General features: G+C 67.2%; 14 protein-coding genes. 5 read left to right on the top strand and 9 right to left on the bottom strand.

Going from position 1 to position 13,465, the window contains the following annotated elements:
- Positions 1 to 4: 4 nt before the first annotated feature.
- Together H4O10_RS12605 and H4O10_RS12600 are read right to left on the bottom strand one after the other, a co-directional pair.
- Complete coding sequence (locus H4O10_RS12605) at positions 5 to 1,219, bottom strand: endonuclease/exonuclease/phosphatase family protein (RefSeq protein WP_049454736.1); 1,215 nt, start codon at positions 1,217 to 1,219, stop codon at positions 5 to 7.
- 38 nt (positions 1,220 to 1,257) lie between these two features.
- Positions 1,258 to 2,013: an arginyltransferase gene (locus tag H4O10_RS12600; RefSeq protein ID WP_005408547.1), complete on the bottom strand. Its 756-nt coding sequence runs from the start codon at positions 2,011 to 2,013 to the stop codon at positions 1,258 to 1,260.
- 156 nt (positions 2,014 to 2,169) lie between these two features.
- Here H4O10_RS12600 and H4O10_RS12595 point away from each other — a divergent pair, with 156 nt between their 5' ends.
- Positions 2,170 to 2,730 (top strand): EF-hand domain-containing protein, encoded by a 561-nt coding sequence (locus H4O10_RS12595; protein WP_049454738.1) that lies wholly within the window; start codon positions 2,170 to 2,172, stop codon positions 2,728 to 2,730.
- Between the two features lie 51 nt (positions 2,731 to 2,781).
- On the opposite strand, the gene H4O10_RS12590 is transcribed toward H4O10_RS12595, so the two are convergent.
- The 4 genes from H4O10_RS12590 to H4O10_RS12575 all read right to left on the bottom strand — a co-directional run bounded on the left by H4O10_RS12590 (position 2,782) and on the right by H4O10_RS12575 (position 6,445).
- Positions 2,782 to 3,999, bottom strand: coding sequence for a sigma-70 family RNA polymerase sigma factor (locus H4O10_RS12590; RefSeq protein ID WP_049454740.1), 1,218 nt, complete (start codon positions 3,997 to 3,999; stop codon positions 2,782 to 2,784).
- Positions 4,000 to 4,105: 106 nt separating this feature from the next.
- Positions 4,106 to 4,615: a pathogenicity-like protein gene (locus H4O10_RS12585; protein ID WP_033833354.1), complete on the bottom strand. Its 510-nt coding sequence runs from the start codon at positions 4,613 to 4,615 to the stop codon at positions 4,106 to 4,108.
- A gap of 4 nt (positions 4,616 to 4,619) precedes the next feature.
- Entirely contained in the window at positions 4,620 to 5,528 is a 909-nt protein-coding gene (tesB, locus tag H4O10_RS12580) for an acyl-CoA thioesterase II (RefSeq protein WP_033833355.1), read from the bottom strand.
- Positions 5,529 to 5,668: 140 nt separating this feature from the next.
- Positions 5,669 to 6,445, bottom strand: coding sequence for an enoyl-CoA hydratase/isomerase family protein (locus H4O10_RS12575; protein ID WP_012479449.1), 777 nt, complete (start codon positions 6,443 to 6,445; stop codon positions 5,669 to 5,671).
- Positions 6,446 to 6,479: 34 nt separating this feature from the next.
- On the opposite strand from H4O10_RS12575, the gene H4O10_RS12570 reads away from it, so the two are divergent.
- Positions 6,480 to 6,926: a copper chaperone PCu(A)C gene (locus H4O10_RS12570; protein WP_005412625.1), complete on the top strand. Its 447-nt coding sequence runs from the start codon at positions 6,480 to 6,482 to the stop codon at positions 6,924 to 6,926.
- A gap of 70 nt (positions 6,927 to 6,996) precedes the next feature.
- Here H4O10_RS12570 and H4O10_RS12565 read toward each other — a convergent pair whose 3' ends face one another.
- From H4O10_RS12565 to uvrA, 3 genes are all read right to left on the bottom strand, one after another.
- Positions 6,997 to 7,722 carry a hypothetical protein gene (locus H4O10_RS12565; protein WP_005412626.1) on the bottom strand — a complete coding sequence of 242 codons (726 nt, stop codon included), beginning with the start codon at positions 7,720 to 7,722 and terminating at the stop codon, positions 6,997 to 6,999.
- Positions 7,723 to 7,819: 97 nt separating this feature from the next.
- A complete protein-coding gene (locus tag H4O10_RS12560) occupies positions 7,820 to 8,227 on the bottom strand; it encodes a thioesterase family protein (protein WP_033833359.1) in 408 nt (135 codons plus the stop codon).
- Complete coding sequence (uvrA, locus tag H4O10_RS12555; protein ID WP_180845735.1) at positions 8,227 to 11,220, bottom strand: excinuclease ABC subunit UvrA; 2,994 nt, start codon at positions 11,218 to 11,220, stop codon at positions 8,227 to 8,229. Before uvrA ends, H4O10_RS12560 begins: the two co-directional genes overlap by 1 nt.
- A gap of 318 nt (positions 11,221 to 11,538) precedes the next feature.
- On the opposite strand from uvrA, the gene rplU reads away from it, so the two are divergent.
- From rplU to cgtA, 3 genes are all read left to right on the top strand, one after another.
- A complete protein-coding gene (gene rplU, locus H4O10_RS12550) occupies positions 11,539 to 11,847 on the top strand; it encodes a 50S ribosomal protein L21 (RefSeq protein ID WP_005408557.1) in 309 nt (102 codons plus the stop codon).
- Between the two features lie 18 nt (positions 11,848 to 11,865).
- Positions 11,866 to 12,129 carry a 50S ribosomal protein L27 gene (gene rpmA, locus H4O10_RS12545; RefSeq protein ID WP_005408558.1) on the top strand — a complete coding sequence of 88 codons (264 nt, stop codon included), beginning with the start codon at positions 11,866 to 11,868 and terminating at the stop codon, positions 12,127 to 12,129.
- A gap of 177 nt (positions 12,130 to 12,306) precedes the next feature.
- Positions 12,307 to 13,359, top strand: coding sequence for an Obg family GTPase CgtA (gene cgtA / locus H4O10_RS12540; RefSeq protein WP_049454957.1), 1,053 nt, complete (start codon positions 12,307 to 12,309; stop codon positions 13,357 to 13,359).
- Positions 13,360 to 13,465: the final 106 nt, after the last annotated feature.

Here is a 13,465-nt window from a genome sequence, read left to right as displayed (position 1 = left end):
GACGCTACCGCACGTCCACCCACACCAGGTGGTGGTCGCTGCCGTCGGCGATCTTCGCTTCCGGGCTCTCATTGGCCGGCCAGAAGATGCCGCTGCCCACGTACTCGAAACCGGTCGAGGGCAGCACGTAGTCCAGGCGCATCGTGCCGGACTTCGGGCCGAAATCGCCGGTGGCGTGGAACGGTGCGCCCTTGCGCTCGATGCCCTTGGCCGCATAGGCCAGGCTGGTCTGCTCGCCGCCGACGCTGCGCGGGGTGGGGTAGCGCAGCACGCGGGCGTTCTCGATCAGCTCGACGATCGCCTCATGGCGGCCATCGCCATCGGCCGGGTCGTTGTTGAGGTCGCCGAGGATCACAAAGCGCGCATCCTGCGCCAGACCGCCGCACTGGCCCTTGTCGTCGCACAGCCATGGCTTGTCACCCTTGGACAGGTATTCCTGCCACAGGCGCAGTTCGTCGTGGTTGCGCGCCGCGTTGCGCTTCTCCGGACCGTCGAACACCGGCGGGGTCGGGTGCGAGACCAGCGCATGCACCACGCCGGCCGGGGTCTTCACCGGCACGTCCCAATGCGACTTCGACGACAGGCGCAGCTGCGACCACACGTGGTCGTTGTAGAAGCTCTTGCCGGTACGCGGATCGACCGGGCGGATCGCACCGGGCATCGCGCTCCACTTCAGCAGCTGGAAGCTGCGCACCTTGGCTTCATCGATCGGGTAGCGCGACAGCACCAGCATGCCGTACTGGCCCGGGTGCAGGCCGTAGCCCCATGCATCGTTGCCGCGGCTGCGGCCTTCGCGACCGACCACGCCGTTGTTGTCCAGGTCCAGCCCGCTGGGCACGCCGGTATTGACCGGTGCCAGGTAGCGGTAGGCGAAGTGCAGCGGCTTGCCGCCGCCGGGCTGGGCCACTTCCAGGTAGCGCTTCTGGAACAGGTCGGCGGCGCGATGGGCGTCGTCGAAGTCGAACTCATTCAGCAGCACCAGGTCCGGGCGCACCTGCTGCAGCACCGCGGCGATCTTGCGCGCGTGCTCGCTGTCGCCTTCCAGCTCCTTGATCAGGCCGCCGGCGTCATCGGAGTACAGCGAGGTGTTGTAGGTGGCCAGGCGCAGCGCAGCGGACGGCTTTTCGGTCATCGCAGGGGACGTGGCGAAGGCGGGGGCCGTGGCGCCGCAGAGCAGGGCCAGGGCGAGGATCAGGGGATGGCGGCGGGTCATGTTCATGGGCCGTATTGTGCACCCGGCCCGGTGTCAGCGGTTTGTCAGCGCCCGTCCAGATCGTTGTCGAAATCGTGCCAGCGGCGGCCATCGTAGGCTTCCAGCGGATGGAAGCGACGCTTGTAGTCCATCTTCTGGTGGCCGCGGATCCAGTAGCCCAGATACACGTGCGGCAGCCCCTCGCGGCGCGCCCATTCGATCTGCTGCAGGATCGCGAAGGTGCCCAGCCCGCGCGCGGCGTGGTCCGGGTCGAAGAAGGTGTAGACCGCCGACAGGCCGTGCTCGGTGACGTCGGTCACCGCCACCCCCAGCAGCTGGCTGGGCTGGCCGTCGTGGCCGGGCAGGCGCATTTCCATGAAGCGGGTGTGCGACCAGCTGCCGATCAGGAACTGCTCGAACTCGTGCGGTCCATGGTCGTCCATGCCGCCGTTGGCGTGGCGGTGGGTGAGGTAGCGGTGGTACAGCGCGAACAGGTCGTCGCGGGCGGTGGCGGCGGTGATCCGCACCTCCAGGTCGGCATTGCGGGCGGCACACCGGCGCTGGCTGCGGTCCGGGGCGAAGCGCGCCACCGGGATGCGCACGGCCACGCAGGCTTGGCAGTGCGCGCAATGCGGCCGGTAGACCAGGTCGCCGCTGCGGCGGAAGCCCCAGCTCAGTGCCAGCGGATAGAGCGCACCGAGGCGGCGGTCGTTCGGGTCCAGCACCAGGTCGCGTGCCACCCGGTCCGACCAGTACCCGCAGGGGTGCTCGCCGGTCTGGAAAAGTCGCAGTTCGTCGTCTCTGTCGCCATGTATCGCCATGGGCACAGCATAGCCCCAGGTTGTCGCAGTGGCGGCGACTGTCCGGCGGATGAATGGAATCGGCAGTAGCGTCAACCGACGTCGCGCCCGGGCGTTGTTGTCCCCCGAGGGTGAAGTGATCACCCCGACGCTGTTCCCATCCCCAGGAGTGACCTCATGATCCGTACCCCCCTGCTGCTGGCCCTGCTGCTCGGCACCTCCGCTTCCGGTATCGCGCTCGCGGCCGACACCCCGACCACGCCCGCGCAGCGCCCGGCCAGGCTGGACACCAACGGCGACAGCGTCATCGACCGCAGCGAGGCCGCCGCCAACCCGCGCCTGGCCGCGAAGTTCGACGAGCTGGACAAGAACAAGGACGGCAAGCTCTCGCGCGATGAGCTGCCGCGCTGGCAGCATGGACGACGTGGCCACGGCGGTGAGCGCTGGGCCAAGCTGGACGTCAACAAGGACGGCCGCATCAGCCGCGAGGAAGCCAAGGCCGATCCGCGCCTGGCCGCGCGCTTCGACCAGCTTGATCTGAACAAGGACGGCTACTTGGACAAGGCCGACCGCGAGCTGCGCATGAAGCAGCATCGTGACGCCTGGTTCGCTGCCGCCGACACCAACAAGGACGGCCAGCTGAGCAAGGCCGAGTTCGACGCCGCCAAGGGCCCGATGCACGGTGGCCCGCGCCATGGCGGTCCGCGTGATGGCGCTGCGCCGAAGCCGCAGCGCTGAGGTTCAATGCAGTGATCGATGACAACGCCGGCGTACTGCCGGCGTTGTCCGTTACGCGTTTCCGTTGCGCATCAGCGCATATACCACCAGGCCGATCACGAATACGTTCGCCCCGATGATGCCGGTGCGCCCGTACACGGATTCGTATTTCCAGTTGGTTCCGCTGCGGCCGCGCCGCGCTGAATCGCGCGCGATCATGGGTGCCATCACGCGCTGCAGCGGCACCAGGCACTGGTAGCTCACCGTACCCAGGCCGATGACGAGAATCGCAAGTTGCAGCCAGATTGGCACCTGCAGCATCAGCGAGATCAGCAGGCTGGTGCAGACGACCATCGCGGTGAACGTATTGAGGTGCACGAAGCGTCGCACTGCTGTTCGTTCCTGCTGGGTGTCTGCGAAGCGCAGCAGGAAGCGGCCACCCAGGTAGCTGCCGATGATGCCGCCGATGACGCCACCGGCAACGGTGGCCCAGTCGCTGGCGGGAATCAGGTGCAGCTGGCTGGCGGCGGCCGTCAGTGAACCCATGGCTGCCCCGCCTGCGGCACTGACGCCGCCCAGGCCCAGCTTGCTGCCGCCCACGCCGACACCGGTGCCGAGCAGGATCGCTGCGCTGGCCGTGCCGGGCGCGGCCACCAGTACCATCGAAACCACCGCCGTAGCGAATGCGGCGCTCGGCGCGCTGCTGCGCGCGAACTCACCGAAGCGCTGCAGCAGGCCGTCGCGCACCAGGGCACGTGCACGTGACAGGCGCTTGCGCACGGCCGCATCGCTGAGCCCGAGCAGATCGGCGACCTGTTGCGAGCGCTGCCCTTCGCGGTAGTACAGCAGCAGGACTTCGCGGCTGTCGGCCGGCAACGCGGAGATGATGTCCTCGGCGGCGATCTCTTCTTCCACCCGCTGCAGCCGGTCGGCCGCGCCCGGTGAAGGGTCGGCGGCCATGCCCATCGCCACCTCGGCGGCCTCGCCGGTCAGCGGCCGGCCACGTTGTGCACGCAGCCAATCGCGGGCCAGGTTGCGGGTGATCTGCCGAAGCCAGGGCAGGAAACTGGTCGAACTGCGCAGCTGGTGCAGCTGCTGCCAGCCCTTGACGAAAGCCTCCTGCGCGATGTCCTCGCTGGCCTGGCGGTCGCGGGTGATGGCCAGCGCGATGGCGGTGACCGTGTTCTGGCAGGCCAGCACGATGCGGCCATAGGCGTGCTGGCAACCGCTGGCGGCGGCCGGCAGTTCGCGTTCCAGGGTCTGGTCGATCGATGCGGCGAACGTCGTCATGGCGGCGGCTCTCCTGCGGGGATTGTGTCCCATGACGGAGCCGCGCGCCCAATGTGACCGACATTCTGTGCGGTAGTGCCGGCCAGCGGCCGGCACTACCCGTGCGTTACTTGGAGGGCTGGATGCGGACCCGCACTTCTTCCTCTTCCGGCGCGGCCTGCGGTGCCGGCTGTGCCCGCTGCGGCTGGGCCTGCGGGGCAGGGGCCGGTGCGACCGGTGCCGGGGCACCACGATGGCGCAGGCCGATCACCAGCGCCACGCCGGCGATCACCACCAGCAGGGCGATGCGGATGCGCCAGGCCCAGCTGCGGCCGCCGCTGCCCGGTTCCGGCGCGTCGCGGAAGGCGAACTCGGCGGTCGGGTGGTCGCGACGGGTGGTGTCGAGCAGGCGCGCCTCGCGCAGGATTTCACGCGCGCGCGGCTGGTCGTCGGCGCGTACGATCCACACCGCCGGATAGGCGTTGGCGTTGCCCAGGTCGGTATAGCTGAACTGACCGCGGCGGCGGGTCTTGTACGAGCGCCCGTTGGTCACCTTGACGTCGATGCCATGCTCGCGCAGGAGCTCGGCCACGCCTTCGACGGTTTCCACGCGCTGGCTGCTGAAGATCTGGCGCATGGGGTTACTCCTTGGCTGGCACGGCAGCGGCCGTGGCCTGGTCGGGAACGACGCGGATCAGGCCTTCCTGCGCGGTGCTGGCCACCAGCACGCCATTGCGGGTGAAGAACTGGCCGCGGGCCAGGCCGCGCGAATCCTGCGCGCTGGGGCTGTCCAGCGAATACAGCAGCCAGTCGTCGGCGCGGAACGGGCGGTGGAACCAGATCGCGTGGTCGAGCGAGGCCATCTGCACGTGCGGGTGGTAGTAGCTGATACCGTGTGGGAAGGTCGCCGTGCCCAGCAGGTGGAAGTCGGAGGCGTAGGCCAGCAGCGCCTGGTGCAGCTCCGGCGCATCGCCCACCGGTTCGCTCAGGCGCAGCCACACCTGGTGGTAGGGCGGGCGCTTGGGTGGGTTCAGTTCGTCGCGCGGGTACACGTGGCGGAACTCGAACGGGCCACCGCGCGACAGCCAGCGCTGTACCTTGATCGGCAGCCGCTCCAGCACTTCGGCCGGCAGCGGACGGTTCGGTTCGATGTCTTCCGGCTGCGGCACTTCGGGCATCTTGTGCTGGTGCTCGGCGCCGGTTTCGGCCTGCTGGAACGAGGCCGCGCAGAAGAAGATCACCTTGCCGTGCTGGATCGCAGTGACCCGGCGCACCGAGAAGCTGCCGCCATCGCGGGTGCGGTCCACGTCGTAGACGATCGGGTGGTCGATGTTGCCGGCGCGCAGGAAGTAGGCGTGCAGCGAGTGCACGTGGCGGCCGTTGTCGACCGTGGCCTGCGCCGCGGCCAGCGCCTGGCCCAGCACCTGCCCGCCGAACACGTACTTGGTGCCGATGTCGCGGCTCTGCCCGCGGAACAGGTTGTCCTCCAGCCGCTCCAGCGTGAGCAGGTCGATCAGCTCGGAGACGACGGGTTCGGGCGTGTCGTTCAAGGGGGGCGGCCACAGCAGTGAAGAGGCCCCGATTATACCGGTGCAGGCCAGCCCATCATCGGTAGTGCCGGCCGCTGGCCGGCAGCCACAGGCGTCCCGGAAGGATTGCCTGGTTGCCGGCCAGCGGCCGGCACTACCGTTTACTTGCCGAGCCGGGCTACCAGGGCCTGCAGCGCGTTCTGTGCATCCGGGGCGAACCAGGCCTCGACGAAGCGGTCCAGCTGGATCAGGTCCGGGTGCAGCGCCTCATGCAGGTCGGCACGGGCAATCGCGCGGGTCAGCAACATCGGCTGGCGCGGCTGCTTGAGCAGGTTCTGCAGCCAGGCAATGGCGCGTGCCACCACCAGGTCTCCCTCGGCCAGCTCATCCACCAGGCCGATCTGCAGCGCCTGTTCGGCCGGCACCAGCGAACCGGTGGTCAGCAGCACGCCGGCGCGGTGCACGCCCACCGCGCGGCGCAGCAGGCGCTGGATGCCCTCCGGCGCAATCAGGCCCACCTGCACCTCGTTCAGGCCGATGGCATACGGCCGCGACGGATCGGCGCTGCGCGCCATCACCCGGTAGTCGCAGCACAGGGCCAGCACGCAGCCACCCGCCGGGGCGTGGCCGGTGATCGCCGCGACCACCGGAATGCGGCTCTCGGCCAGCGTGCGCACGGCGCCAAAGAAGGCGTTCCAGGTGTCCAGCAACTTGTGCTTGTCATCGCCATGCGAGAGCAGGTGCGGCACGTCCATGCCGCCGGTGAAGACGCGCTCGCTGCCCGACAGCACGATGCCATGCGCGTCTTCGGCCATGGCCAGCTCGATGGCATGGATCAACTGCCGGCACAGTTCGGTGTCCAGTGCGTTGACCGGCGGCCGTGCCAGGCGCAGTTCGCGGATGGGGCCATGGTTGATCACCTCGATGAGCGTCGTCATGCTGCGGTCTCGTTGCGAAGAAGGAACCTGGGCGATGATAACCAAACCATTCGTTGGCGTACTGTGGGTCCTGTGTGCGACCGCAGCATCGGCCTCGGCCGCCGAACCGGCGTGCGTCACGGTGGAGCAGGGCTGGGCGCGGTTGCCTCCGAATCCGGCAATGCCGATGACCGCCGGCTACGGCGTCATCCACAACGGCTGCAGCAAGGCGGTGGCGATCACCGGCGCGACCAGCAGCAGCTTCGGTGATGTGTCGCTGCACGAGACCACGATTGTCGACGGGGTCAGCCGGATGCGCGCGATCGAGCGCCTGCCGCTGGCAGCCGGCGCGCGTGCCGAGCTCAAACCCGGTGGCCTGCACCTGATGCTGATGCAGGGCAAGGGTGCGTTGAAGGAAGGGCAGGTGCTGCCGCTGCGGCTGCAGCTGGAAGGTGGTAGCGAAGCGAGTGCGACGTTGACCGTGCGCAAGGCCGCGCCGTAGCGGGATGGCAGTGCCGGCCGCTGGCCGGCAACTCGGTATGCCGGCCAGCGGCCGGCACTACCAAACAGGCTTACGACCAGTCGTAAGAGAACAGCACCGTGCGGCTGACCGGCTCGTACAGCATCACGATCGCGTCGGCACCGGTGGCGCACCAGTTGTAGCCGGCTACGTCGGCCACGGCGAAGAATTTGTTGCCATTGCGGGTGATGATCACCGTTTCGGCATCGTCCGCAGCGTTGGGGTCATCGGCCGCCTCGGTGAAGCCCAGTTCGAAGGCTGCGGGAATCTCCGCGGTCTCGGTCCAGTTGCCGAAACCAATGGGGCCACCCAGCGTATCCAGATAATCGCGCTCGCTGGCCTCACCCTTGCCGTAGCGCGAGTAGCAGGCGAGACGACCGTGCGTGGCATGGTAGTCGCGGGCCTTGGCGTAGCTCTCGCGCATCTGCGCGATGTGTTCCTGTGCGTCCTTGTCCTGTACCGCATCGCCGATGAAATAGCCCTCGTTGCCGAGGAAGCGCATCTGGTTGCCGGCGGTCAGTTCGAAGGCGATCCAGTTGGTGCCGGTGAAATCGTTGTGGTGTTCTTCGGTGGTCTCGCCGATGCAGCCGTCGTACGGCTCGATCGGGCACAGCATCGTTGCCACCTGGCCAGCCAGTTCCGGGCGCAGCACGCCCAGGTCGATCTTCAGCAGCGGCAGCAGGTGCTGGCCGAGCCAGGCCTGGTCGGCGGGAAAGACGTCGGTGGGGAAGGGGACCATGCCGGGCAGCAGGTCGCGCAGTTCGGTCTTGTGGATCATGTCAGTCCTTTGATCAGTGTCGGTCGTGCCGGCCGCTGGCCGGCAACCTCATTGCAGCCAAAGCGTGCCGACCAAGGTCGGCACCCACCAGGGCGCGTCAGGTAGAGGCGCTGCGGATCGCCTCCGGCAGCGGTGCGCTCTTGCCGGTCTGGGTATCCATCCAGACCACCACCACGTTGCCATCGGAATACAGCTTCGAATCGTCCTGCTGATCGACGATGCGGTGGCCGATGGTCACGCTGCTGTTGCCCAGGCGCTCGACGAACAGTTCGACCACGATGTCGTTGGGCCACACGATCGGCAGCCGGTAATTGACGTTGGTCGCGGCCACCACCGGTGCGATGCGGTCGGTCATCGATACGCCGTCCACGCCCAGCATCCAGCGCACGCGCGCTTCCTCCAGGTAGGAAATGTACTTGGCGTTGTTGACGTGGCCCATGCTGTCCATGTCACGCCAGCGCACGCTGATCGGGATGCGGGCCAGGATCTTGTGTTCGCTGCTCATCAGGCGTCCTTCTTCTTGGTCGTGCTCTTGCTGGCCTTGCCGGTGCTCTTGGTAGCCACCGCCTTCTTCGCCACCTTGGCCGGCTTCTCAGGCTTCACCTTGCGCGGCGGGCGGGCATCGGGCTTGTTGGCCACGGCGGCCGGCTGTTCCGGGCGCGCGCTGGTGGATGGCAGCATGCGGGCCAGGAACTGGCCGGTGTACGACTGCGGGCAGGCCGCCACGTCTTCCGGCGTGCCGGTGACCAGGATGGTGCCACCGCGATGCCCGCCTTCCGGGCCCAGATCGACGATCCAGTCGGCGGTCTTGATCACGTCCAGGTTGTGCTCGATCACCACCACCGTGTTGCCCTCGTCGCGCAGCTTGTGCAGCACGCCCAGCAGCGCTTCGATGTCGTGGAAGTGCAGGCCGGTGGTCGGCTCGTCGAGGATGTACAGGGTGCGGCCGGTATCGCGGCGCGACAGTTCCTTGGACAGCTTCACGCGCTGCGCTTCACCACCAGACAGCGTGGTCGCGCTCTGGCCCAGCTTGATGTAGCTCAGGCCGACGTCGACCAGCGTTTCCAGCTTGCGCGCGATCGACGGCACCGGCTCGAACAGCTTCAGCGCATCCTCGACGGTCATTTCCAGCACGTCGTTGATGTTGAAGCCCTTGTACAGGATCTCCAGCGTTTCGCGGTTGTAGCGCTTGCCATGGCAGACATCGCACGGCACGTACACGTCCGGCAGGAAGTGCATCTCGACCTTGATCAGGCCGTCGCCCTGGCAGGCTTCGCAGCGGCCGCCGCGCACGTTGAAGCTGAAGCGGCCCGGCGAATAGCCACGCGCGCGCGCTTCAGGCACCTGTGCGAACAGTTCGCGCAGTGGAGTGAACAGGCCGGTGTAAGTGGCCGGGTTGGAACGCGGGGTGCGGCCGATCGGCGACTGGTCGATGTCCACCACCTTGTCGAACAGGTCCAGGCCATCGATCTCCTTGTACGGGGCGATCGGGTGCGAGGAACCGTTGATCTCGTTGGCGGCCAGCGAGAACAGGGTGTCGTTGATCAGGGTCGATTTGCCCGAGCCGGACACGCCGGTCACGCAGGTCAGCAGGCCCGACGGAATCGCCAGGTCCACGCCCTTCAGGTTGTTGCCGCTGGCCCCGCGCAGGTGCAGGGTCATCTTCGGGTTCGGTTTGTGCCGGCGCGCCGGAATCTCGATCGCGCGCTTGCCGGACAGGTACTGGCCGGTCAGCGAGCGCGGGGCTTCCAGGATGTCCTGCAGGGTGCCCTGGCCGACGATCTCGCCGCCGTGCACGCCCGCGCCCGGGCCGATGTCCAGCACGTAGTCGGCCAGACGGATCGCATCCTCGTCATGCTCCACCACGATCACCGTGTTGCCCAGGTCGCGCAGGCGGGTGAGGGTGCCGAGCAGGCGTTCGTTGTCGCGCTGGTGCAGGCCGATGGACGGCTCGTCGAGCACGTACATCACGCCGACCAGGCCGGCGCCGATCTGGCTGGCCAGGCGGATGCGCTGCGCCTCACCACCGGACAGGGTGTCGGCCTTGCGCTCCAGGGTCAGGTAATCCAGGCCGACGTCGACCAGGAAGCCGAGGCGTTCGCCGATTTCCTTGACGATCTTCGCGGCGATTTCGCCACGCCAGCCCGGCAGGCTCAGTTCGCTGAAGAACTTCAGCGCCTCGTCGATCGGCAGCACCACCAGGTCCGGCAGCGGGCGGTCGGCCACGAACACGTTGCGAGCCGCCTTGTTCAGGCGCGCGCCGTGGCATTCCGGGCACGGCTGCTCGCTGATGTACTTGGACAGTTCTTCGCGCACCGCCGGCGACTCGGTTTCCTTGTAGCGGCGTTCGAGGTTGGGAATGATGCCCTCGAAGCGGTGCTTGCGCTGGGTGCGGCCACCGGCTTCGGTGAAGTAGGTGAAGGTGATCGCTTCGTCGCCGCTGCCGTACAGCACGGCCTGCTGCACCTTGGCCGGCAGCGAGTTCCACGCCGCGTCGACGTCGAACCTGTAGTGCTTGGCCAGCGAGGCGATCAGCTGGAAGTAATAGGCGTTGCGACGATCCCAGCCGCGCACCGCACCGGCGGCCAGCGACAGTTCGGGATGCACCACCACGCGCGAGGGGTCGAAGAACTCGGCCATGCCCAGGCCATCGCAGCCGGGGCAGGCGCCCATCGGTGCGTTGAACGAGAACAGGCGCGGTTCCAGCTCCGGCAGCGAGTAATCGCAGACCGGGCAGGAATACTTGGAGGAGAACAGCGTCGGCGCGGTTCCGGTGTTGTCCATGCTCTGCACCGAGGCCATGCCGTCGCCCAGCTTCAGCGCGGTCTCGAAGCTCTCGGCCAGGCGCTGCTTGATGTCCTCGCGCGGGCGGAAGCGGTCGATCACCGCCTCGATGGTGTGCTTCTGGCGCAGTGCCAGCGGCGGCACCGCGTCGATTTCATGCAGCTCGCCGTCCACGCGCACACGGACGAAGCCCTGCGCACGCAGCTGGTCGAACACCTGCGCATGCTCGCCCTTGCGGTCGCGGATGACCGGCGCCAGCAGCATGTAGCGCTGTTCCGGGTCCAGCGTCAGCACCTGGTCGACCATCTGGCTGACCGTCTGCGCTTCCAGCGGATAGCCGTGGTCCGGGCAGCGCGGGGTGCCGACGCGGGCGTACAGCAGGCGCAGGTAGTCGTAGATCTCGGTGATCGTGCCGACGGTCGAACGCGGGTTGTGCGAGGTCGACTTCTGCTCGATCGAGATGGCCGGGGACAGGCCTTCGATGTGGTCCAGGTCCGGCTTTTCCATCACGCTCAGGAACTGGCGCGCATAGGCCGACAACGACTCGACATAGCGGCGCTGGCCTTCTGCATAGATGGTGTCGAACGCCAGCGAGGACTTGCCCGAGCCGGACAGGCCGGTGATCACGATCAGCTTGTCGCGGGGCAGGTCGAGGTCGAGGTTCTTCAGGTTGTGCGTCCGCGCGCCGCGGATGCGGATGAAATCCATCGCCATGGGGGATCCGGTTGTGGGGGCGTTGGCTGGGTGCCGGGCCAGCAGGGAACGGCAATCGGTCAGCCTACCGAGGTGACCAGATGGGGGCAATGGGCGACATTGCCAGCCCGGTGTCTCACCTTGTGAGACAGGCCGTCAGCCAGGGGGCAGATCCCTGGCTGACGGCGTGAAAAGGGTTCTGACCCCTTTCCGGTGCCGTCTCCTTCGACGTTCAGGGGTTGACTTGACCCGCGCCCGCTGATCTGCGTAAAATTCCGCTCCTGTCCGCCCTCGATGGCGGCAGCTCAGACCACAATAACTACAGAGGAAGGCCTGGTCATGTACGCAGTACTGGTCACCGGCGGTAAGCAATACCGCGTGGCGCAGGGCGAAAAGCTCCGCATTGAAAAGCTCGAAGTCGAAGTCGGCAGCGAGATCAAGTTTGACAACATCCTGATGCTGGGTGACAGCGACGGCGTGAAGCTGGGCGATGCGCTGAAGGGCGCTGCCGTCACCGCCAAGGTCCTGTCCCAGGGTCGTGCTGACAAGGTCCGGATCATCAAGTTCCGTCGCCGCAAGCACCACATGAAGCGTCAGGGTCACCGTCAGTACTACACCGAAATCGAGATCACCGGCATCGCCGGCTAAGCATCAGGAGAAGCAGTCATGGCACATAAAAAGGGCGTAGGCTCCTCGCGCAACGGTCGCGACTCCAACCCGAAGTACCTGGGCGTCAAGATCTTCGGCGGCCAGGCCATCGAAGCCGGCAACATCATCGTGCGTCAGCGCGGCACCCAGTTCCACCCGGGCACCGGCGTTGGCCTGGGCCGTGACCACACCCTGTTCGCCCTCGTGGACGGCAAGGTGGAGTTCTCGGTCAAGGGCGCCAAGAAGCGTCGCACCGTCAGCATCGTCTCGGCCGACGCCTGATCCAGGCATCGCCGGCGCCCGTGCCTCGGCATGGGGGTGCTGCATGAAGAGCCCCGCTTCGGCGGGGCTTTTCGTTAGAGTTGAAGCAAGACCGGCCAGGCCGGGCTGCCGGCCATCGGCAGGCATAACATTCAAGGTGGCGGCCGGCAGGCCGCGCCCATCGCAGGCATCGAAACAATGAAACTGGTAGACGAAGCAGTAATCGAAGTGTTCGCCGGCAACGGCGGCAACGGCTGCATTGGCTTCCGTCGCGAGAAGTTCATTCCGCTCGGCGGCCCGGACGGCGGCGACGGCGGTGCGGGCGGCAGCGTGTACATCCGCGCCGACGAAAACCTGAATACCCTGGTCGACTTCCGCCATGACCGCATCTTCAAGGCGCAGCGTGGAGAGAACGGCATGGGCCGCCAGGCCTACGGCAAGGGCGGCGAAGACCTGACCATCACCGTGCCGGTCGGCACCGTAGTGATCAACGTTGCCACCGATGAAGTCATCGGCGACCTGACCCAGCACGGCGACCGCCTGCTGGTGGCCAAGGGCGGCCGCGGTGGCCTGGGCAACATGCACTTCAAGAGCTCGACCAACCGCTCGCCGCGCCAGGCGCTGCCGGGCGAGCCGGGTGAGGAGCGCACGCTGAAGCTGGAGCTGAAGCTGCTGGCCGACGTCGGCCTGCTGGGCTTCCCCAACGCCGGCAAGAGCACCCTGATCCGTGCCGTTTCGGCGGCGACGCCGAAGGTGGCCGATTACCCGTTCACCACGCTGTACCCGAACCTGGGTGTGGTGAAGGTGGAAAACTACCGCAGCTTCGTGATTGCCGACATCCCGGGCCTGATCGAAGGCGCGGCCGACGGTGCCGGCCTGGGTGCGCAGTTCCTGCGCCACCTGCAGCGCACCCGCCTGCTGCTGCACCTGGTGGACATCTCGCCGATGGAGGGTGGGGTGGAAGGCATTTCTCCGGTCGAGCAGGTACGCGCCATCGAGCGCGAGCTGGAAAAGCACGATCCGGAACTGCTGCAGAAGCCGCGCTGGCTGGTGCTGAACAAGGCTGACCTGATGTTCGAGGATGAAGCGAAGGCTGCGGCCGAGCAGATCGTCGCCGAGCTGGGCTGGAAGGAGCCGTGGTTCCTGGTCTCCGCGCTGGGTCGCGAAGGCACCTTCCCGATCATGAGCCGGATCATGGCCTTCTTCGATCGCCAGAAGGAAGAAGAGCAGGAAGCCCGCGACGCGCGTTAATGCTGTTGTGGTTCCATGCGAAAAACCCGGCTTCGGCCGGGTTTTTTTTGTTCCCCGGTAGTGCCGGCCGCTGGCCGGCATTCCTCGGGGTTGCCGGCCAGCGGCC

Source organism: Stenotrophomonas sp. I18B00994, from assembly GCF_014145825.1.
Taxonomy (GTDB): domain Bacteria; phylum Pseudomonadota; class Gammaproteobacteria; order Xanthomonadales; family Xanthomonadaceae; genus Stenotrophomonas; species Stenotrophomonas maltophilia.
The sequence above is the reverse complement of the archived record's forward strand: the minus strand, read 5'-3'. Positions and strand labels throughout refer to the sequence as shown.